This window comes from Enterobacter cloacae complex sp. SHL021 (assembly GCF_049237765.1).
Lineage (GTDB): Bacteria > Pseudomonadota > Gammaproteobacteria > Enterobacterales > Enterobacteriaceae > Enterobacter > Enterobacter cloacae.
The window spans coordinates 16831-36189 of record NZ_JBMKJG010000002.1; the positions used below are offsets into that span (position 1 = coordinate 16831).

At 56.5% G+C, this 19359-nt stretch carries 22 protein-coding genes; 17 read left to right on the plus strand and 5 right to left on the minus strand.

Annotated elements, in window-relative coordinates; all coding sequences use genetic code 11:
* The first annotated feature begins 2 nt into the window (after positions 1–2).
* Positions 3–347 (plus strand): gamma-glutamylcyclotransferase family protein, encoded by a 345-nt coding sequence (locus tag ACOTZF_RS02280; protein WP_028027890.1) that lies wholly within the window; start codon positions 3–5, stop codon positions 345–347.
* A 128-nt stretch (positions 348–475) separates the two neighbouring features.
* On the opposite strand, the gene ppa is transcribed toward ACOTZF_RS02280, so the two are convergent.
* Positions 476–1006, minus strand: coding sequence for an inorganic diphosphatase (gene ppa / locus ACOTZF_RS02285; protein ID WP_008501423.1), 531 nt, complete (start codon positions 1004–1006; stop codon positions 476–478).
* Positions 1007–1315: 309 nt separating this feature from the next.
* Between ppa and ytfQ the strand changes: the two genes are divergently transcribed.
* The 5 genes from ytfQ (at position 1316) to ACOTZF_RS02310 (ending at position 7595) form a co-directional block, all read left to right on the plus strand.
* A complete protein-coding gene (gene ytfQ, locus ACOTZF_RS02290) occupies positions 1316–2272 on the plus strand; it encodes a galactofuranose ABC transporter substrate-binding protein YtfQ (RefSeq protein ID WP_014882271.1) in 957 nt (318 codons plus the stop codon).
* A 131-nt stretch (positions 2273–2403) separates the two neighbouring features.
* Positions 2404–3906: a galactofuranose ABC transporter, ATP-binding protein YtfR gene (gene ytfR, locus ACOTZF_RS02295; protein ID WP_058683225.1), complete on the plus strand. Its 1503-nt coding sequence runs from the start codon at positions 2404–2406 to the stop codon at positions 3904–3906.
* A gap of 10 nt (positions 3907–3916) precedes the next feature.
* Entirely contained in the window at positions 3917–4942 is a 1026-nt protein-coding gene (gene ytfT / locus ACOTZF_RS02300; RefSeq protein ID WP_161799150.1) for a galactofuranose ABC transporter, ATP-binding protein YtfT, read from the plus strand.
* Complete coding sequence (gene yjfF / locus ACOTZF_RS02305; protein WP_014830436.1) at positions 4929–5930, plus strand: galactofuranose ABC transporter, permease protein YjfF; 1002 nt, start codon at positions 4929–4931, stop codon at positions 5928–5930. Before ytfT ends, yjfF begins: the two co-directional genes overlap by 14 nt.
* 93 nt (positions 5931–6023) lie before the next feature.
* Positions 6024–7595, plus strand: a complete 1572-nt coding sequence (locus ACOTZF_RS02310) for a methyl-accepting chemotaxis protein (protein ID WP_013095343.1) — start codon at positions 6024–6026, stop codon at positions 7593–7595.
* On the opposite strand, the gene ACOTZF_RS02315 is transcribed toward ACOTZF_RS02310, so the two are convergent.
* Positions 7567–7926 (minus strand): LysR family transcriptional regulator, encoded by a 360-nt coding sequence (locus tag ACOTZF_RS02315; RefSeq protein ID WP_038986126.1) that lies wholly within the window; start codon positions 7924–7926, stop codon positions 7567–7569. The genes ACOTZF_RS02310 and ACOTZF_RS02315 overlap by 29 nt on opposite strands.
* Positions 7927–8071: 145 nt before the next feature.
* Positions 8072–9070 carry a class 1 fructose-bisphosphatase gene (gene fbp, locus ACOTZF_RS02320; RefSeq protein WP_013095345.1) on the minus strand — a complete coding sequence of 333 codons (999 nt, stop codon included), beginning with the start codon at positions 9068–9070 and terminating at the stop codon, positions 8072–8074.
* Between the two features lie 197 nt (positions 9071–9267).
* Here fbp and mpl point away from each other — a divergent pair, with 197 nt between their 5' ends.
* Positions 9268–10641 (plus strand): UDP-N-acetylmuramate:L-alanyl-gamma-D-glutamyl-meso-diaminopimelate ligase, encoded by a 1374-nt coding sequence (mpl, locus tag ACOTZF_RS02325; RefSeq protein ID WP_013095346.1) that lies wholly within the window; start codon positions 9268–9270, stop codon positions 10639–10641.
* 101 nt (positions 10642–10742) lie between these two features.
* Here mpl and yjgA read toward each other — a convergent pair whose 3' ends face one another.
* Positions 10743–11294 (minus strand): ribosome biogenesis factor YjgA, encoded by a 552-nt coding sequence (gene yjgA, locus ACOTZF_RS02330; RefSeq protein WP_008501414.1) that lies wholly within the window; start codon positions 11292–11294, stop codon positions 10743–10745.
* Between the two features lie 95 nt (positions 11295–11389).
* Between yjgA and pmbA the strand changes: the two genes are divergently transcribed.
* On the plus strand, positions 11390–12742 hold the full coding sequence (gene pmbA, locus ACOTZF_RS02335; protein WP_129317802.1) for a metalloprotease PmbA: 1353 nt from the start codon (positions 11390–11392) through the stop codon (positions 12740–12742).
* 40 nt (positions 12743–12782) lie between these two features.
* The gene (gene cybC / locus ACOTZF_RS02340) at positions 12783–13169 is read left to right on the plus strand and encodes a cytochrome b562 (protein WP_013095348.1); all 387 of its coding nucleotides are present in this window, start codon (positions 12783–12785) and stop codon (positions 13167–13169) included.
* A 69-nt stretch (positions 13170–13238) separates the two neighbouring features.
* Here the strand turns inward: cybC and ACOTZF_RS02345 are convergent, their stop codons facing one another.
* Entirely contained in the window at positions 13239–13394 is a 156-nt protein-coding gene (locus ACOTZF_RS02345) for a Hok/Gef family protein (RefSeq protein WP_020688727.1), read from the minus strand.
* A 416-nt stretch (positions 13395–13810) separates the two neighbouring features.
* Here ACOTZF_RS02345 and ACOTZF_RS02350 point away from each other — a divergent pair, with 416 nt between their 5' ends.
* The 8 genes from ACOTZF_RS02350 to dagF are packed head-to-tail and all read left to right on the plus strand — an operon-like array spanning position 13811 to position 19293.
* Complete coding sequence (locus ACOTZF_RS02350) at positions 13811–14149, plus strand: glycine dehydrogenase (protein ID WP_028027887.1); 339 nt, start codon at positions 13811–13813, stop codon at positions 14147–14149.
* 10 nt (positions 14150–14159) lie between these two features.
* Positions 14160–14522 carry a glycine-rich SFCGS family protein gene (locus ACOTZF_RS02355; protein WP_129318141.1) on the plus strand — a complete coding sequence of 121 codons (363 nt, stop codon included), beginning with the start codon at positions 14160–14162 and terminating at the stop codon, positions 14520–14522.
* A 2-nt stretch (positions 14523–14524) separates the two neighbouring features.
* A complete protein-coding gene (locus tag ACOTZF_RS02360) occupies positions 14525–14824 on the plus strand; it encodes a DUF4312 family protein (protein ID WP_006810338.1) in 300 nt (99 codons plus the stop codon).
* Positions 14825–14846: 22 nt separating this feature from the next.
* Positions 14847–15623, plus strand: a complete 777-nt coding sequence (locus ACOTZF_RS02365) for a DUF4311 domain-containing protein (RefSeq protein ID WP_006810337.1) — start codon at positions 14847–14849, stop codon at positions 15621–15623.
* Between the two features lie 13 nt (positions 15624–15636).
* Positions 15637–16278, plus strand: coding sequence for a DUF4310 family protein (locus tag ACOTZF_RS02370; RefSeq protein WP_013095350.1), 642 nt, complete (start codon positions 15637–15639; stop codon positions 16276–16278).
* 42 nt (positions 16279–16320) lie between these two features.
* Positions 16321–17454 carry an amidohydrolase/deacetylase family metallohydrolase gene (locus tag ACOTZF_RS02375; protein ID WP_038418558.1) on the plus strand — a complete coding sequence of 378 codons (1134 nt, stop codon included), beginning with the start codon at positions 16321–16323 and terminating at the stop codon, positions 17452–17454.
* On the plus strand, positions 17438–18556 hold the full coding sequence (locus ACOTZF_RS02380; protein ID WP_061771435.1) for a DgaE family pyridoxal phosphate-dependent ammonia lyase: 1119 nt from the start codon (positions 17438–17440) through the stop codon (positions 18554–18556). The genes ACOTZF_RS02375 and ACOTZF_RS02380 overlap by 17 nt, the downstream gene beginning before the upstream one ends.
* A complete protein-coding gene (dagF, locus tag ACOTZF_RS02385; protein WP_094916329.1) occupies positions 18553–19293 on the plus strand; it encodes a 2-dehydro-3-deoxy-phosphogluconate aldolase in 741 nt (246 codons plus the stop codon). The genes ACOTZF_RS02380 and dagF overlap by 4 nt, the downstream gene beginning before the upstream one ends.
* Positions 19294–19359: the final 66 nt, after the last annotated feature.

The following is a 19359-nucleotide window of genomic DNA, read 5'->3' on the forward strand; positions in this document are numbered from 1 at the left end:
CAATGCGAATATTTGTCTACGGCAGTTTACGAACCAAGCAAGGCAACAGTCACTGGATGACCAATGCCCTGTTGCTTGGGAATTACAATATCGAAAACTACCAGTTGTACAGCCTGGGCCACTATCCAGGCGCGGTTCCCGGCGAAGGAACAGTACACGGTGAAGTTTATCGTATTGATAACGCGACACTTGCCGAACTTGATGCCTTGCGCACCAGGGGCGGTGAATACGCGCGCCAGTTGATCCAGACGCCGTACGGAAGTGCGTGGATGTACGTCTACCAGCGTCCGGTCGAAGGGTTAACGCGGATTGTAAGCGGTAACTGGTTAGACAGAGACCAGTACTGAAAAAACAACGCCACCGTGAGGTGGCGTTGTTTTTTGTGCCTCTTGTCGGGGGCGTAGCGCACCCGGGAGAAACTCTCCAGCCACAAAAAAGCCCCGACCAGCGGGGCTTTATCGATGTGCGGTAAGAATTACTTCTTAGCAGCGCGTTCGAAAGAGGCGATGATTTCTGCTTTCGCCGCTTCTGCGTTGTCCCAGCCGTCAACTTTAACCCACTTGCCTTTTTCGAGGTCTTTGTAGTGCTCGAAGAAGTGAGTGATCTGCGCTTTCAGCAGTTCTGGCAGGTCGTTCACATCTTTGATGTGATCGTACTCTTTGCTCAGCTTGGTGTGCGGTACCGCAACCAGTTTCGCATCTTCGCCGGATTCGTCGGTCATTTTCAGCACGCCAACTGGGCGGCAGCGAATGACTGCGCCTGGCTGCAGTGGGTATGGCGTTGGAACCAGCACGTCAACCGGGTCACCGTCCAGAGACAGGGTGTGGTTGATGTAACCGTAGTTGCATGGATAGAACATCGCGGTAGACATGAAACGGTCTACAAACAGCGCACCGCTCTCTTTGTCCACTTCGTATTTGATAGGATCTGCGTTAGCCGGGATTTCGATAACAACGTAGATGTCTTCTGGCAGTTCTTTACCCGCAGGGACGTTGAGTAAGCTCATGTCTGTGTCCTTTAAAATGGATGGTAAACAAGTGGCAGGTATTATAGCCAACTGGCGCTGAATGTCTCCGCCTGTTTTCGTCTTCTCACCGCGTTCGTCTCACTTTTCAGACCGATTCCATGGCAGAAAAATCCATAAACTCAGCCGCATTTTTCATGGAGAAATGAAAGCGATTACAAACTTGTGATTAACGTTTTATTCACTTTTCTGAAGTGTGATGTAACGCAATTCGTTACATATTTCATTGGCTATAGTCATTTCGCAGAACATCTTTTAACCAACAATAACTCACCCTACGAGGACGTTCATATGTGGAAGCGCTTACTTCTTGTCACAGCAGTTTCGGCAGCCATGTCGTCTATGGCGATGGCCGCACCTTTAACCGTAGGATTTTCGCAGGTCGGCTCTGAATCAGGCTGGCGTGCGGCAGAAACCAACGTTGCGAAAAGCGAGGCCCAGAAACGCGGCATCACGCTGAAGATCGCCGATGGTCAGCAAAAACAGGAAAACCAGATTAAAGCCGTGCGTTCGTTTATTGCGCAGGGTGTGGATGCCATCTTTATTGCGCCCGTTGTGGCCACCGGCTGGGAGCCTGTCCTGAAGGAAGCGAAAGATGCTGAGATCCCGGTCTTCCTGCTCGATCGTTCCATCGATGTAAAAGACAAATCTCTCTATATGACCACCGTGACCGCCAACAACGTTCTTGAAGGGCAATTAATTGGTGACTGGCTGGTGAAACAGGTGGATGGCAAGCCGTGTAACGTCGTCGAGCTGCAGGGTACGGTCGGCGCGAGCGTGGCCATCGACCGTAAGAAGGGGTTTGCTGAGGCCATCGCCAAAGCGCCAAACATTAAAATTATCCGTTCTCAGTCCGGCGACTTTACCCGCAGTAAAGGTAAAGAGGTCATGGAGAGCTTTATCAAGGCTGAAAACAACGGCAAGAACATCTGCATGGTTTACGCCCACAACGATGACATGGTGATCGGGGCGATTCAGGCCATTAAAGAAGCGGGCCTGAAACCGGGCAAAGATATTCTCACCGGCTCTATCGACGGCGTGCCGGACATCTACAAAGCGATGATCGACGGCGAAGCCAACGCCAGCGTGGAGCTCACGCCAAACATGGCCGGTCCGGCATTCGATGCGCTGGAGAAATTCAAGAAAGACGGCACGATGCCTGAGAAGGTGACGGTCACCAAATCCACTCTCTACCTGCCGGATACCGCGAAAGAAGAGTTAGAGAAGAAGAAAAATATGGGCTACTAAGCTCAGCCCCCTCACCCTAGCCCTCTCCCCGGAGGGGAGAGGGAAAAGGGCAGTTTGGGCAGAAAATTAAAGACTGGCACGAATAGTCCCCTCTCCCCTCCGGGGAGAGGGTCAGGGTGAGGGGGAAAACCATGACCACTGAACAACACCAGGAAATCCTCCGCACAGAGGGCTTGAGTAAATTCTTCCCCGGCGTAAAAGCGTTGGATAACGTTGATTTTAGCCTGCGACGCGGCGAGATCATGGCGTTGCTGGGCGAGAACGGTGCGGGGAAATCGACGCTGATTAAAGCCCTGACAGGGGTTTATCACGCCGATCGCGGCACCATCTGGCTGGAAGGTAACGCCATATCACCCAAAAATACCGCCCATGCGCAGCAGCTGGGGATCGGGACGGTCTACCAGGAGGTAAACCTGCTGCCGAATATGTCGGTCGCGGATAACCTGTTTATTGGCCGGGAGCCACGACGCTTTGGCCTGCTTCGCCGCAAGGAGATGGAAGCGCGGGCGACAAAACTGATGGCGTCTTACGGCTTCTCTCTCGACGTACGCGAGCCGCTGAACCGTTTTTCCGTCGCCATGCAGCAGATTGTCGCCATTTGTCGCGCTATCGACCTCTCGGCAAAAGTGCTGATCCTTGATGAGCCCACCGCCAGCCTCGATACCCAGGAAGTGGAGATGCTCTTTACCCTGATGCGCCAGCTGCGCAATCAGGGCGTGAGCCTGATCTTCGTCACCCATTTCCTCGATCAGGTGTATGAGGTGAGCGATCGCATTACGGTGCTGCGCAACGGCAGTTTTGTCGGCTGCCGCGACACCCGCGAGCTGCCGCAGATTGAACTGGTCAAAATGATGCTCGGCCGCGAGCTGGAATCCAATGCGCTCCAGCGTGCCGGCCGTACGCTGCTGAGTGAGAAACCGGTCGCCGCGTTCAGTGATTTCGGCAAGAAAGGGGTCATCTCGCCGTTTAACCTGGAGGTGCGCCCCGGTGAAATTGTCGGTCTGGCGGGCCTGTTAGGCTCGGGCCGTACCGAAACCGCCGAGGTGATCTTCGGGATCAAGCCTGCAGACAGCGGCACCGCGCAGATCAAAGGTAAACCGCAAACCTTGCGCTCGCCGCATCAGGCCTCCTGTCTGGGTGTGGGCTTCTGCCCGGAAGACAGAAAAACGGATGGCATTATTGCCGCCGCCTCGGTGCGGGAAAATATCATTCTGGCCTTACAGGCGCAGCGCGGCTGGCTGCGGCCGATCCCACGGAAAGAGCAAAACGCCATTGCCGAGCGCTTTATTCGCCAGCTCGGTATCCGTACCCCGAGCGCAGAACAGCCGATAGAGTTCCTCTCCGGGGGCAACCAGCAGAAGGTACTGCTTTCCCGCTGGCTGCTGACCAAACCTCAGTTCCTGATCCTCGATGAACCGACCCGCGGCATTGACGTGGGGGCGCACGCCGAAATTATCCGCCTTATTGAAACCCTGTGCGCGGACGGGCTGGCGCTGCTGGTCATCTCGTCTGAACTGGAGGAGCTGGTGGGCTATGCCGATCGCGTCATCATCATGCGCGATCGCAAGCAGGTGGCAGAGATCCCGCTGGATAAACTGTCCGTTCCGGCAATCATGAATGCCATCGCGGCGTAAGGAGTGAATCGTGATGTCTCGTTCGCTTTCGCAAACTGGCGAAACAAAACGCCGCTTCAACTGGCCGACCGGCACGCCGCAAATCGCCGCGCTGCTGGTGGTGTTGCTGGTCGATAGCCTGGTCGCACCGCATTTCTTCCAGATAATCGTGCAGGATGGCCGTCTGTTCGGCAGTCCGATCGATATTTTAAACCGCGCCGCGCCGGTGGCGCTGCTCGCCATTGGTATGACGCTGGTGATCGCCACCGGCGGGATCGACCTTTCTGTTGGCGCGGTGATGGCCATTGCCGGGGCGACGGCAGCATCAATGACCGTGGCCGGGCACAGCCTGCCGGTGGTGCTGCTGGCGGCGTTGGGCACCGGCGTGCTGGCCGGACTGTGGAACGGCATTCTGGTGGCGGTGCTCAAAATCCAGCCGTTTGTTGCCACGCTGATATTGATGGTGGCCGGGCGCGGTGTCGCACAGCTCATCACCTCGGGGCAGATTGTTACCTTCAACTCGCCGAACCTGGCGTGGCTCGGGAGCGGCAAGCTGCTCTTCTTCCCCACGCCGGTGATCATTGCGCTGGTGACGCTGGTGGTGTTCTGGATCTTTACCCGCAAAACGGCGCTGGGCATGTTCATTGAAGCGGTCGGGATCAACATTCGTGCGGCACGCAACGCCGGGGTCAATACGCGGCTGATGGTGATGCTCACGTACGTATTGAGCGGCGTGTGTGCCGCCATCGCCGGGGTGATCGTCGCGGCAGATATTCGTGGGGCTGATGCCAACAACGCCGGGTTATGGCTGGAGCTGGATGCGATCCTGGCGGTGGTCATTGGCGGCGGATCGCTGATGGGCGGGCGCTTTAACCTGCTGCTCTCGGTAATTGGTGCGCTGATTATTCAGGGCATGAACACCGGGATCCTGCTTTCCGGGTTTCAGCCGGAACTCAACCAGGTGGTGAAAGCGGTGGTCGTGCTCTGCGTGCTGATCGTTCAGTCACCGCGCTTTGTCAGCATCATTAAGGGGATCCGTGGCCATGATAAAACGTAATTTACCGTTAATGATCACGCTGGGCGTGTTTGTGCTGGGCTATCTCTACTGCCTGACCCAGTTCCCGGGGTTCGCCTCGACGCGTGTGATTTGTAACATACTGACGGATAACGCCTTTTTAGGCATCATCGCGGTTGGGATGACCTTTGTGATCCTCTCCGGGGGGATTGATCTCTCCGTCGGTTCGGTGATCGCCTTTACTGGTGTGTTTCTTGCCAAAGCGATCGGTTTCTGGGGCATCTCGCCGCTGGTGGCGTTTCCGCTGGTGCTGGTGATGGGCTGTGCGTTTGGTGCCTTTATGGGGCTTCTGATTGACGCGCTCAAGATCCCGGCCTTTATCATTACGCTTGCCGGGATGTTCTTCCTGCGCGGCGTGAGTTATCTGGTGTCTGAGGAGTCGATCCCGATCAACCATCCGGTGTACGACACGCTCTCCAGCCTGGCGTGGAAAATCCCCGGCGGGGGGCGCCTGAGCGCGATGGGGCTGCTGATGCTGGGCGTGGTGGTCATTGGTATCTTCCTTGCCCATCGCACCCGGTTTGGTAATCAGGTCTACGCTATTGGCGGCAACGCTACCTCGGCCAATCTGATGGGGATCTCCACCCGCAGCACCACCATCCGCATCTATATGCTCTCCACCGGGCTGGCGACGCTGGCGGGGATTGTCTTCTCCATTTACACCCAGGCGGGTTACGCGCTGGCCGGGGTTGGCGTTGAACTGGATGCGATTGCCTCTGTGGTGATTGGCGGCACGCTGCTCAGCGGTGGGGTGGGAACGGTACTGGGAACACTGTTTGGCGTGGCAATCCAGGGGCTGATCCAGACCTATATCAACTTTGACGGCACGCTCAGCTCCTGGTGGACGAAAATCGCCATTGGCATTTTATTGTTTATTTTTATTGCCCTGCAGCGCGGTCTGACGGTGCTCTGGGAGAACCGCCAGAGCTCGCCTGTTACCCGCGTGAACACATCAGTAACAGAGCGATAACATGCTGAATTTGCTTAAAGTCTAAACATTTTCCGGTAGCGGCCGATACTTTTTTTTTATGCCCAGAAATATCTCGCTACCGGAAATAACATCATGCTTAAAACGCTATCGATTCGTACCGGCTTGCTCTCTTTACTGGCCGTTATGACCCTTCTGCTGCTGATTGTCAGCGGCATTGGCATTTATGCCCTCACACAGAGTTCTTCGTCACTTCAGCGCATCAACCACCTTCAGGGTGAGCAGATGGTGCAGCTCAATTCTGGCTATACGCTGATCCTTCGTGCGCGCAACGAGGCGGGCCAGGCCGTCAGAATGATGGAAATTGGTCTGCTGGACGATGCCGCGAAATCGGTGAAAAGCATTAATCAGGAGATCGCCCTGGCGCAAAAAACGCTGAAAGGCGTGATCGACGCAGGCGTGGCCGATCCCCAGGGACAGCAGTTGCTGGATAAGGTGGCGGCCAGTCTGGCGGCCTATAACCAACAGGGGATCAACCCAATGCTGAAAGCGCTGAACGAACAGAGCGCAGACAGCTATTACGATCTGCTGGAGAGTAAGCTCATTCCGGTAGCAAAGCAGTTTGATAACGATATGCAGGCGTTCCAGATGTGGAGCGACGCGCGCGGGAAAGCGGAAGTCAGCGCCGTGCAGTCGAGCAAAACGCGGGTTCTGGTCCTGATCGTTGTCGCGGCGCTGCTGACGGCAGGCATCATTGTGCTGGCCTGGCTGGTGCTGCGCCACATGCTGCTCAAGCCGCTCTCGGCGTCGATTGCGCAGCTGGAAAACGTCGCCGCGGGGGATTTAACCCACACGCTGAATGCCCCGGCGAGCCAGGAGTTCAACCGTCTGAACGCTGCCATCGAAGGCATGCGCCAGTCGCTGATGCACTCGGTGCTGCGGGTCCGCGATGCCAGCTCGCAAATTGATACCGGCAGCCGCGAGCTGACGGCGGGAAACAGGGATCTTGCCGAGCGCACGGAGTCCACCGCGACCTCGCTGGAGCAGACCGCCGCCAGCATGGAAGAGATCACCGCCACGGTGAAACTCAACGCGGATAACGCCGAGCAGGCGCACCAGCTGGCGAAATCTGTCTCGGATACTGCCGATCACGGCAGCGAAATGGTCTGCTATGTGATTGAGAAAATGCGCGATATCTCCGGCAGTTCGGCGCGGATTGCCGACATTCTGAGCGTTATTGACGGTATTGCCTTCCAGACCAACATTCTGGCGCTGAACGCCTCCGTGGAAGCGGCGCGTGCGGGCGAGCAGGGGCGCGGTTTTGCCGTCGTTGCGGGCGAGGTACGCAATCTTGCCAGCCGCAGCGCCGATGCAGCAAAAGAGATCCGTTCACTTATCAGCGACTCGCAGACCCACGTTAATGAGGGCAGCGAGCTGGCGCAGCAGGCGGGCGAAACGATGGATGAGATCGCAACCGAAGTGCTGCGCATGACCAAACTGATGCGCGAAATTGCCACCGCGTCTCAGGAACAGAGCCGTGGTATTGAACAGGTGAATATTGCGGTAAATCAGATGGATGAAACCGCGCAGCAGAATGCGGCGCTGGTACAGCAATCCTCTGCCGCGACGCGCTCGCTGGAAGAGCAGTCACGCCAGCTGATGGAAGCCATGTCATCATTTAAACTGACGACGCAGAGTGTCGCATAATATTCCCCGACCCTGGTACATTCTGTACCAGGGTATTATTCTCGGACAAATTAATCGCGCTAATATTATCGTGAATATTACCGAGTAATATTTCCAGATGGTGAGTTAAGGTTAACGCTTTTTCCGTCGGTTCAAGATATAACCCTTTACGGATAAATAGCGGTTCAGCAAAAAGCTGGCTAAAGCGCTTCAACGCCAGGCTCACGGCCGGGCGTGACATCTCCAGCCGGACAGAGGCCTTCGCCATGCTGCCGCAGCGGACCACTTCAATAAAGACAGGAATAAGATTTAAATCGATGCCGGTATTGGCACGGGAATAGTTTTTCGTCACGGGTACGCTCCAGGAAATATCTGTCAAACTGTTATGGAAATAATGCAGGAGCGAATCTGAATATTAAAGCGCGTTTTTTATAAACACTTATACGGTAAATTATATAAATGTATTGGGGAGCCAGAGCGGCTCCCCGGGAGAGGGATTACGCGTCCGGATACTCACGGATAAAACGTTCAACGTCTTCAACCATATGGTTGTTGCCGACGAAGAAGGAACGACGCTGGTGCAGACTTTCTGGCACGATATCCAGAATACGCTCTTTACCATCGCTCGCCTTGCCGCCCGCCTGTTCCGCCAGGAACGCCATCGGGTTGCATTCATACAGCAGACGCAGTTTCCCGTCCGGGTGGCTGGCGGTGCTTGGGTAGAGGTAAATGCCGCCTTTCAGCAGGTTACGGTGGAAATCCGCAACCAGGGAACCGATATAGCGGGAGGTGTAAGGGCGCTGCGTCGCTTTATCTTCTTCCTGGCAGAATTTGATGTACTTCTTCACGCCAGTCGGGAACTTGATGTAGTTACCTTCGTTGATGGAGTAGGTGTTGCCCTTCTCCGGGAAGCGCATACGTTCCTGACACAGGCAGAACACGCCCAGCGACGGATCGTAAGTAAAGGCATGAACGCCACAGCCGGTGGTGTAGACCAGCATGGTGGAGGAGCCATACACGACATAACCGGCAGCAACCTGCTGACTGCCAGGCTGCAGGAAATCTTCTTCTGTCACCGGCGTGCCAACAGGCGTGACGCGGCGGTAGATGGAGAAAATGGTACCGACAGAAACGTTAACGTCGATGTTGGAGGAGCCGTCCAGCGGATCCATCAGAACAACGTATTTCGCGTGTTCACACCCTTCGAATACGACAATTTCATCTTCTTCTTCAGAGGCGATACCCGCAACGATGTCGCGCGCGCGCAGTGCAGCTTTCAGTTTTTCATTTGCGAACAGATCGAGTTTCTGCTGAACCTCGCCCTGAACGTTCTCGGCACCGCTGGCACCCAGGATATCGACCAGACCGGCCTTGTTGATATCACGGTGGATGATCTTAGCGCCCAGCTTTATTGCCGACAGCAAAGCAGTGAGTTCACCGGTAGCATGAGAGAACTCGTGCTGCTTTTCGACAATAAATTCACCTAACGTTTTCATAACACTTTCCCTGCATCTTTGTGAGTAGAGCGATTGTATGTTCACTAAAACGACTAATGCCCAACAATCTTAACAAATATTCAAATAGTAGCGCAGAGGTGAATCGCGCCAGCAATATACGGATTTACCTGAAATGCGTTTCACACCCGCTAACATGTGAGTAAAATGTGCGCCACATTGAAGAAGGATAGTGACGTATGCGCATTCATATATTGGGGATTTGTGGCACTTTCATGGGCGGACTGGCAATGCTGGCGCGCTCGCTGGGCCATGAAGTGACTGGTTCGGACGCCAATGTGTATCCGCCGATGAGCACGCTCCTGGAGAAGCAGGGCATCTCTCTGATTCAGGGTTATGATGCCAGCCAGCTGGATCCCGCGCCGGATCTGGTGATCATTGGCAACGCCATGACGCGAGGTAATCCGTGCGTTGAGGCGGTACTGGAACGCAATATTCCGTTCATGTCTGGCCCACAGTGGCTGCATGATTTCGTCCTGCGCGACCGTTGGGTTGTTGCCGTGGCCGGTACGCACGGTAAAACCACCACCGCCGGTATGGCGACCTGGATCCTTGAAGCTTGTGGTTACAAGCCTGGCTTTGTCATTGGCGGCGTTCCGGGCAATTTCGACGTGTCTGCGCGTCTGGGGGAGAGCCCGTTCTTTGTGATCGAAGCCGATGAGTACGACTGTGCGTTCTTCGACAAGCGCTCCAAGTTTGTACACTACTGCCCGCGCACGCTGATCCTCAACAACCTTGAGTTCGATCATGCGGATATCTTTGACGATCTGAAAGCCATTCAGAAACAGTTCCACCATTTGGTGCGCATCGTTCCGGGTCAGGGCCGTATCATCCTGCCGGAGAACGACATCAATCTTAAGCAGACCATGGCGATGGGCTGCTGGAGCGAGCAGGAGCTGGTGGGTGAGCAGGGCCACTGGCAGGCGAAAAAACTCAACGTGGATGCCTCGGAGTGGGAAGTGTGGCTCGACGGCGAGAAAGTGGGTGAGGTGAAGTGGGGCCTGGTTGGCGAACACAACATGCACAACGGCCTGATGGCAATCGCTGCCGCACGCCATGTGGGTGTTCAGCCTGCGGACGCGGCGAATGCACTGGGTTCATTTATCAATGCCCGTCGCCGTCTGGAGCTGCGCGGTGAAGCCCACGGTGTGACCGTGTATGACGATTTCGCGCACCACCCAACTGCTATTCTGGCGACGCTTGCAGCGTTACGCGGCAAGGTCGGCGGTACCGCGCGCATTCTGGCGGTGCTGGAGCCACGCTCTAACACCATGAAAATGGGCATCTGCAAAGACGATCTCGCGCCATCCTTAGGGCGTGCCGACGAAGTCTTCCTGCTGCAGCCACAGCATATTCCGTGGCAGGTAGCTGAAGTGGCCGATGCCTGCATTCAGCCTGCGCACTGGAGTGCGGATGTTGATGCTCTGGCGGATATGGTGGTGAAAGCCGCTCAGCCGGGTGACCATATTCTGGTGATGAGTAACGGCGGTTTTGGTGGGATCCATCAGAAGCTGCTGGACGGTCTGGCGAAAAAGGCTGAGGCCGCAGAGTAAAAAAAGCCCGGTGGCGCTAGCGCTTACCGGGCCTACTCATTGCACGACCTTGTAGGCCGGATAAGGCGTTTACGCCGCCATCCGGCGCAAAACCGCACGGATTACTCTTCGTTCTCAGACAGCTCGCGCAGATACTGGAAAATCAGACGCGCGGACTTCGGCGGCTTATTCCCTTCTTTCTCTTTCTTCGCGTTGCGGATCAGTGAACGCAGCTGCTGGCGGTCGGCATCCGGCCACAGGTTCAATACTTCCGGTACCGCATCATCACCCTGTTCAATCAGACGGTCGCGGATCTGCTCCAGCTTGTGGAACAGCGCAACCTGCTGGTTGTGGCGGTTTTTCAGTTTATCCAGCGCCTGGCGGATCGGATCGACGTCGCGCTGACGCAGCATTTTACCGATAAGCTGAAGCTGGCGACGACGGCCTTCTTTTTTGATTTTCTGTGCCAGTTCAATGGCATCACGCAGATCCTGGTCGAGCGGGATCTTATCCAGCGCGTTTTTACCCAGTTCCACCATTTCTGCGCCAAGCTGTTTTAACTCTTCGGCGTCGCGTTTAATTTCACTTTTACTGACCCAGATGATCTCATCATCTTCGTCTTCGATGTCATCACCGGGAACGTCGTCGAGCCAGTCTTCGGGCTGCTTTGTCATGTCAGGCTCCTTAAAAAAAGAGGCTAATGTTACCAGTTAAGACGCGCACTGAAAAACGGTTCTCTGTTAGACTTCAGTTAACTCTCTCTTACAGTATGGCATTTGCGATGAAAGTAACCTCACAAGTTGAAGCGCAGCGTAAGATTCTGGAAGAAGCTGTCTCCACCGCGCTGACGCTCGCTTCAGGTAAATCAGATGGCGCCGAAGTGGCGGTCAGCAAAACCACCGGCATTAGCGTGAGCACCCGCTATGGCGAAGTGGAGAATGTAGAATTCAACAGCGATGGCGCACTGGGGATCACGGTCTATCACCAGAACCGCAAAGGCAGCGCGTCGTCTACCGATCTCAGCCCCGATGCCATTGCCCGTACCGTGCAGGCGGCGCTGGATATTGCGCGTTACACCTCACCGGATCCTTATGCCGGCGTTGCGGATAAAGATCTGCTGGCCTTTGATGCCCCGGATCTCGATCTTTTCCACCCGGCGGAAGTCACCCCGGACGAAGCCATTGAGCTGGCTGCACGTGCCGAACAGGCGTCTTTGCAGGCGGATAAACGCATCACCAATACCGAAGGCGGCAGCTTCAACAGCCACTACGGCATCAAAGTCTTCGGCAACAGCCACGGAATGCTGCAGGGCTATTGCTCAACCCGTCACTCGCTTTCCAGCTGCGTGATCGCCGAAGAAAACGGCGATATGGAGCGGGATTATGCTTACACCATCGGCCGCGCGCTGGAGGATTTACAGTCCCCTGAGTGGGTGGGCAAAGCGTGTGCCGAACGCACGCTGTCTCGCCTGTCACCGCGTAAGCTCTCTACCATGAAAGCCCCGGTTATTTTTGCCAATGAAGTGGCGACCGGCCTGTTTGGCCATCTGGTGGGCGCTATCGCGGGCGGCTCAGTTTACCGTAAATCGACCTTCCTGCTCGACTCACTGGGCAAACAGATCCTGCCGGAATGGCTGACCATTGAAGAGCACCCGCACCTGCTTAAAGGGCTGGCCTCCACGCCGTTCGACAGCGAAGGCGTGCGCACGGAACGCCGCGATATCGTTAAAGACGGCATTCTGACCCAGTGGCTGCTGACCAACTACTCCGCGCGCAAGCTGGGGCTGAAAAGCACCGGACATGCGGGGGGCATCCATAACTGGCGCATTGCCGGACAGGGCCTGAACTTCGAGCAGATGCTGAAAGAGATGGGCACCGGCCTGGTGGTGACAGAACTGATGGGCCAGGGCGTGAGCGGCATTACCGGAGACTACTCTCGCGGTGCGGCAGGCTTCTGGGTCGAAAACGGCGAGATTCAGTATCCGGTGAGCGAAATTACCATCGCCGGCAACCTGAAGGACATGTGGCGCAATATCGTTACGGTCGGTAACGATATTGAAACACGTAGCAATATACAGTGTGGTTCTGTATTACTGCCGGAAATGAAAATCGCCGGCCAGTAATACCCGAAAAGCGTTTTAATAATAAAAAAGGAAGTGAGCAATGCGTAAACACCTGTTAGCGATCGTCGCGGCTTCAACGCTGGTTCTTGGCTCTTCTGCGTTTGCTGCCGATCTCGAAGACAACATGGACATCCTCAGTCAAAACCTGAAGGTCGTTCAGAAAACGGACAATGCGGCAGAAATGAAAAGCGCATTGACCAAAATGCGTGAAGCGGCGCTGGACGCGCAAAAAGCGACGCCGCCAAAGCTGGAAAGCAAAGCGGCAGACAGCGCAGAGATGAAGGACTATCGCCACGGCTTTGACGTGCTGGTCGGTCAGATTGACGGCGCGCTGAAGCTCGCTAACGAAGGCAAAGTGAAGGAAGCCCAGGCGGCAGCCGACCAGTTTGTCGCGACGCGTAACACGTATCACAAAAAGTATCGTTAATTGGGTGCCTGAGCTGTACGTCCTTTCCCGTATGCGGGGGCGCAGTTAGCGCCCCCGCATCTTTGCTCCCTACTGGCCGGAGCGACACTCCATCCGCGCTGTCACTTCAAGCGAACCGTTTCGAAAACGGATCTCGCACAGTGTTTTCCTCGTCACCAGCGTTAAGATGATTATTGTCAAAGCAATAATCATCAAAACCCGGATAATTGGGGATTGGCGTTTCATGGATGCCTCCTTGCTTTAAAGCGGGCGAGGTAGCGAACTCCACGGTCCGACGTGTCGTTTCGAGCCCCCGCCCTGATTTTTTATCAGGCGGGGCTTTCCACTTTCCGTCCCATGCCTGAGACGGTCAGTCTCAAGCACCCGCCGCCACTCTAGCGAATCCCCATAAGAAAACCTTATCCACGTCACATTTCTACGAGTCGGCTCGTAATCTTTTCCGCTTCGCTCTCCCTGTATTTGCCGTCAGATAACGTGATATTCATCACGTAAATACAGCGATTTATCCAGATTCAGCCTATTTATGTGGCACAGATCACTGCTGCGGCTCGCCTTTCCACTTCGAAGTGGAAAACAACTCGCTACAAACCCGCCATCGCCAACGTTAGTTTTATTCCAGAGCCATTAACGGGGTAAGACCAGTGAGTAACGGAGCGGTAATGAACGACGTTGGGGATCAGGCGGAGCAAACAGAAAAGCTCGCGAACACCATGCTGCAGCAGGTTTATGCCCTGCTGGCCCGGCACAACATCATCCCCAATGCAGTACAGGAACAGATGCTCACCTCCCATGTCCGCGCGATGGCGCACCGGTCCGTGACCGGCGAGCCGCTGCCGGAAGTGGAGGCAGAGCTGTTCGACGAAATTTCACCGGATTCAATGCGGCTCGCCCGTGAAGTGGTAGCGCAGTTTGGCAACCTTCCTGATGAAGAAGCCTGGCTGCTCTCCGTTCACTTTGAAGTCGCGAAAGACAACCTTTAAGGAGCAACACATGGAACAGATTACAGTCGTGATTGGCGATCGCCTGGGTAAAGGCCAGAAAGTGGCTGCCGGTGTGGAAAAAGCGGGTGGACGTGCGGTTGTCGTGCCGGGTATGGCGGCAGATATGAAACTCGGCGACGTCATGAAAGCGGAAAACGCCACCTTCGGCATCTCCTTCTGCGGCAGCGGCGGCGCGGGTGCCATCACGGCGCAAACCAAATATGGCTACAAAGCGAAATACGGCATGCGCTCCGTAGATGAGGGGGTGACCGCCATCAACGAAGGCTGCAACGTGCTGGGCTTTGGCTTTATGGATAAAGAAGAGCTGGGCAAGCGTCTGGTGCAGGCGTGGCAGAAGAAGCACGGCGCATAAGCATGAAAGAACAGTTCACAACCACGGTGAGAGTGAAGGGGAAGGGCGACGCCAAAGCGCGCGCCTTTGCCGACGCACTCAACCACGTTCAGGCCGCGGTGATGAAAGCCTCACCGCATATCTTACTGCGTATTGAGCCACAGGATGTGCAGGTCGTTCAGGCGCAAGAAGCGGTGCGTAAAGAAGCGTTTCTGTTCTTCTTTTTGCGCCGGGAAAGACGCACCTACAGCGTGGAGCTGGATGTGACCGTCAACGTGACCGCCATCAATCTCGACCAGGTGGATTTCGTCACGCAACGCTGATTATTCATAAAAGGGCAGACTGATGTTCTTAATTATATTAATAAAATCGCTCATCATTGGCGGCCTGGTAGGCGTCGGTGTTGGAGCCGGGGCTGCACGCATGTTTCATGCGCCTACCACTCAGGGTATGGGCGCGTTTCGTACGTTGGGGGAACTGAACTCCTGCGAAGGGGATCCGGCTTCTCACTTCTCCTTTGGGTTAGGCTTCTTCTTTAACGCCTGGGCCTCTTCCGTGGCCGCAGGTGCCTTCACACAGGACGTAGACCACCGCATCATCCCAAACTGGGGTGCTGCAGCCTTGATGATCAAAAACCGTAACGTCGGCGAAACGCTGCACGATCCCCGCAAGATGGCGATTGCCTGCGGCATCATCGGCATGATTGTTGTCACCTTCCTTAACCTGACTGCCTCGTCTGTTCCGGCCGCACTGCAGGTCACCGCCGTGAAGGTGCTGGTACCGGCGGCAAACCTGCTGGTGAACACCGTGATGCCGGTGATCTTCTGGCTGGCGGCCATCGACGCGGGTAAAAAATCCGGCTTCTGGGCGACCATCTTCGGCGGCGCAGCGCAGCTGATTATGGGTAACGCCGTACCGGGCCTGGTACTGGGGATCCTGATCGGTAAAGGCGTGGAAGAGAGCGGCTGGAACCACGTCACCAAAGTGATGATGGCGGCCATCGTTCTGCTCTTCGTGCTGAGCGGCTTCTTCCGCGGCTTCGACATGAAGATGATTGAATCCTTCCATCTGACCGTGCCGAACTGGCTCGACATGATCCACAACTCGCTCAGCGGTAAATAACAGGAGCCTCTACATGGAACAGAATAAAGGTTTTTGGTATGCCGACTGGTCGTTCCCGATCTTCGTTGGCCTGCTCTCCTCCGGCGTGTTTGCCGGGACGCACATGTACTACCTTTACGGCATCGGCGCGTTTAACGAAGTGGCCTTCGTGGCGATGCTGAAGGCGGGAATTGATACCGGCGTATACGGCGCAGTGGCGGCGTTCGGCGCAAGCTTCCTGTTCGCCCGTATTATCGAAGGATCGCTGGTAGGGATCCTCGACATCGGCGGGGCTATCCAGACCGGCGTGGGTCTGGGTGTGCCAGCACTGCTGCTGGGCGCGGGGATCATGTTCCCGGTGACCAACTTCATTGCCTCGCTGATTACCGGCCTGGTGATTGGTCTGGCGATCGGCTACGTCATCATCCTGGCGCGTAAGTTCACCATCAACCAGAGCAACTCCACCTACGGGGCGGACGTGATGATGGGCGCGGGCAATGCCTCCGGTCGTTTTCTGGGGCCGTTGATTATCCTCAGCGCCATGACCGCTTCTATTCCGATTGGCGTCGGTTCCCTGCTGGGCGCGCTGCTGTTCTACATCTGGCAGAAGCCGATCACCGGCGGTGCCATCCTTGGCGCCATGATTTTAGGCTGGTTGTTCCCGGTCGCCCTTTAATACCTGCGGGCGCGCTGGCGCCCGCCTTATCAGGAGAACCCCATGTTTGATTTACTCCTGCGCCGTGCGCGCCTTAGCGACGATACCCTGACCGATATCGCCATTCTGGACGGGAAAATTGCCGCAACAGGCGACATAGACGCTCCCGCCCGCAAAACGGTGGAGCTGAACGGTGACGTGTTCGTCAGCGCAGGCTGGATCGACTCCCACGTCCACTGCTACCCGAACTCCCCTATTTACCACGACGAACCGGACAGCGTGGGTATCGCTACCGGCGTCACCACCGTGGTGGATGCGGGCAGTACCGGTGCCGACGACGTGGACGATTTCTACGAAATCACCCGCAAAGCCTCAACCGAGGTCTTTGCCCTGCTGAATATCTCCCGCGTGGGGCTGATTGCCCAGAACGAGCTGGCCAATATGGCGAATATTGATGCCGATGCCGTGAAGCAGGCGGTGAAACGCCACCCTGACTTTATCGTCGGGCTGAAAGCGCGCATGAGCAGCAGCGTGGTGGGTGAAAACGGTATTACGCCGCTGGAGCGTGCGAAAGCCATTCAGAAAGAGAACGGCGACCTGCCGCTGATGGTGCACATCGGCAATAACCCGCCTAACCTCGACGAAATTGCCGAGCTGCTGAGCTCGGGCGACATCATTACCCACTGCTACAACGGCAAACCAAACCGCATTCTGACGCCCTCTGGCGAGCTGCGCGCCTCCATCACCTCCGCCCTGAAACGCGGTGTGCGGCTGGACGTAGGCCACGGTACGGCGAGCTTCAGCTTTGAAGTGGCGAAACGCGCTATCGCGATGGGCATTCTGCCGCACACCATCAGCTCGGATATCTACTGCCGCAACCGCATCAACGGCCCGGTGGGCTCGCTTTCGAGCGTGATGTCGAAATTCCTCGCCATCGGCATGTCATTGCCGCAGGTGATTGACTGCGTCACCGCCAACGCCGCCGACGGCCTGCGCCTGACGCGCAAAGGGCGTATCGAACCCGGCCTCGACGCCGACCTGACGCTGTTCACCCTTAAGCGCCAGCCGACGGTGCTGACGGATGCTGAAAACGACAGCCTGCAGGCTGAACACATTCTGGTGCCGCTTGCCGCGATCCGCGCGGGCAAGGGCTACATGACCGAACAAGGGAGCACGGAACATGCCTTCGATTTATGAGAAGTACAACTTAAAGCAGGTCATCAACACCTCCGGCCGCATGACGGCGCTGGGTGTCTCCACGCCACGCCCGGAAGTGGTGCAGGCGGCGATGGACGGCATGAATCACTATTTCGAGATGAAAGATCTGGTCAATAAAACCGGGGAATACATCGCGAAGCTGCTGGATGTGGAGGGCGCGACGGTGGTCTCCTGCGCATCCGCGGGCATCGCCCAGTCCGTGGCGGCAGTGCTGGTGAAAGACAGCGACTGGCTGCTGGAAAACCTGCACGTCACTCCAGTTGAGAACAACGAAATCGTGCTGCCGAAAGGGCACAACGTTAACTTTGGCGCGCCGGTGGGCACCATGGTGGCGCTGGGCGGCGGCAAGCTGGTGGAAGCGGGCTACGCTAACGAATGCTCAGCCGAGCAGCTGGCGGCGGCCATCACCCCGCGCACCGCGGCGATCCTTTACATCAAATCGCACCACTGCGTGCAGAAAAGCATGCTCAGCGTTGAGCAGGCGGCGGTCGTGGCGCGCAAACACGATCTGCCCCTGATCGTCGATGCTGCAGCGGAAGAAGATCTGCATACCTATTACCGCTCAGGCGCCGACCTGGTGATCTACAGCGGCGCGAAAGCGATCGAAGGGCCCACCAGCGGCCTGGTGATCGGCAAGACCCAGTACGTTGAGTGGGTGAAGCGCCAGACGGCGGGCATTGGCCGCGCCATGAAGGTGGGTAAAGAGGGCATCCTCGGCCTGACCTGCGCCATCGAACACTACCTGACGGCAACCAAAGAGAGTGGGGCGGAGATGGTGGCAAAAATGACGCCGTTTATCGACGCGCTCAACACCCTGAATGGCGTTACCGCGCGCGTGGTCTGGGACAGCGCCGGTCGCGATATCGCGCGTACCGAGATTAAGTTTGACGAAGCCGTAACCGGCATCGGCACCGGCGAGCTGGTGAATGCCCTGAAGCAGGGCGAATACGCCATTTATTTCCGCGGCTACAAGGCCAACGAAGGGATTATCGAAGCGGACGTGCGCAGCGTGAACGCTGACCAGCTGAACATTGTGTACCGCCGCATAAGCGAAGTGTTAGGACAGGAGAAAAAGGCATGAAACTGACCCCCAATTTTTACCGTGACCGCGTCTGCCTGAACGTGCTGGCAGGCTCAAAAGCGAACGCCAGCGCCATTTACGAGGCGGCAGAAGGTCACGTGCTGGTGGGCGTGCTCTCCAAAAATTACCCGGACGTGGCCAGTGCGGTTGCCGATATGCGCGAGTACGCGGCGCTGATTGATAACGCGCTCTCGGTAGGCCTGGGGGCGGGTGACCCGAACCAGTCGGCGATGGTGAGCGAAATCTCCCGTCAGGTGCAGCCGCAGCACGTTAACCAGGTTTTCACCGGTGTAGCCACCAGCCGTGCGCTGCTGGGGCAGAATGATTCGGTGGTCAACGGTCTGGTCTCCCCGACCGGCACCGTCGGGATGGTAAAAATCTCCACCGGCCCGCTGAGCAGCGCGGCACCGGACGGCATTGTGCCGGTTGAAACGGCGATCGCCCTGCTGAAAGACTTTGGCGGCAGTTCGATTAAGTACTTCCCGATGGGGGGCCTGAAGTGCCGTGACGAATACCAGGCCGTGGCGGAAGCCTGCGCCCGTCACGACTTCTGGCTGGAGCCGACCGGGGGTATCGATCTGGAAAACTACGAGGCGATTCTGCAGATCGCCCTGGACGCGGGCGTGAGCAAAATCATTCCGCATATTTATAGTTCGATTATCGATAAAGCCAGCGGCGATACGCGTCCGGAAGATGTGCGTACGCTGCTTGCGATGACGAAGAAGCTGGTGAAGTAAAACAAAACCTTACCCCTCACCCCAGCCCTCTCCCCAAAGGGGAGAGGGTGTAATCGTCCCCTCTCC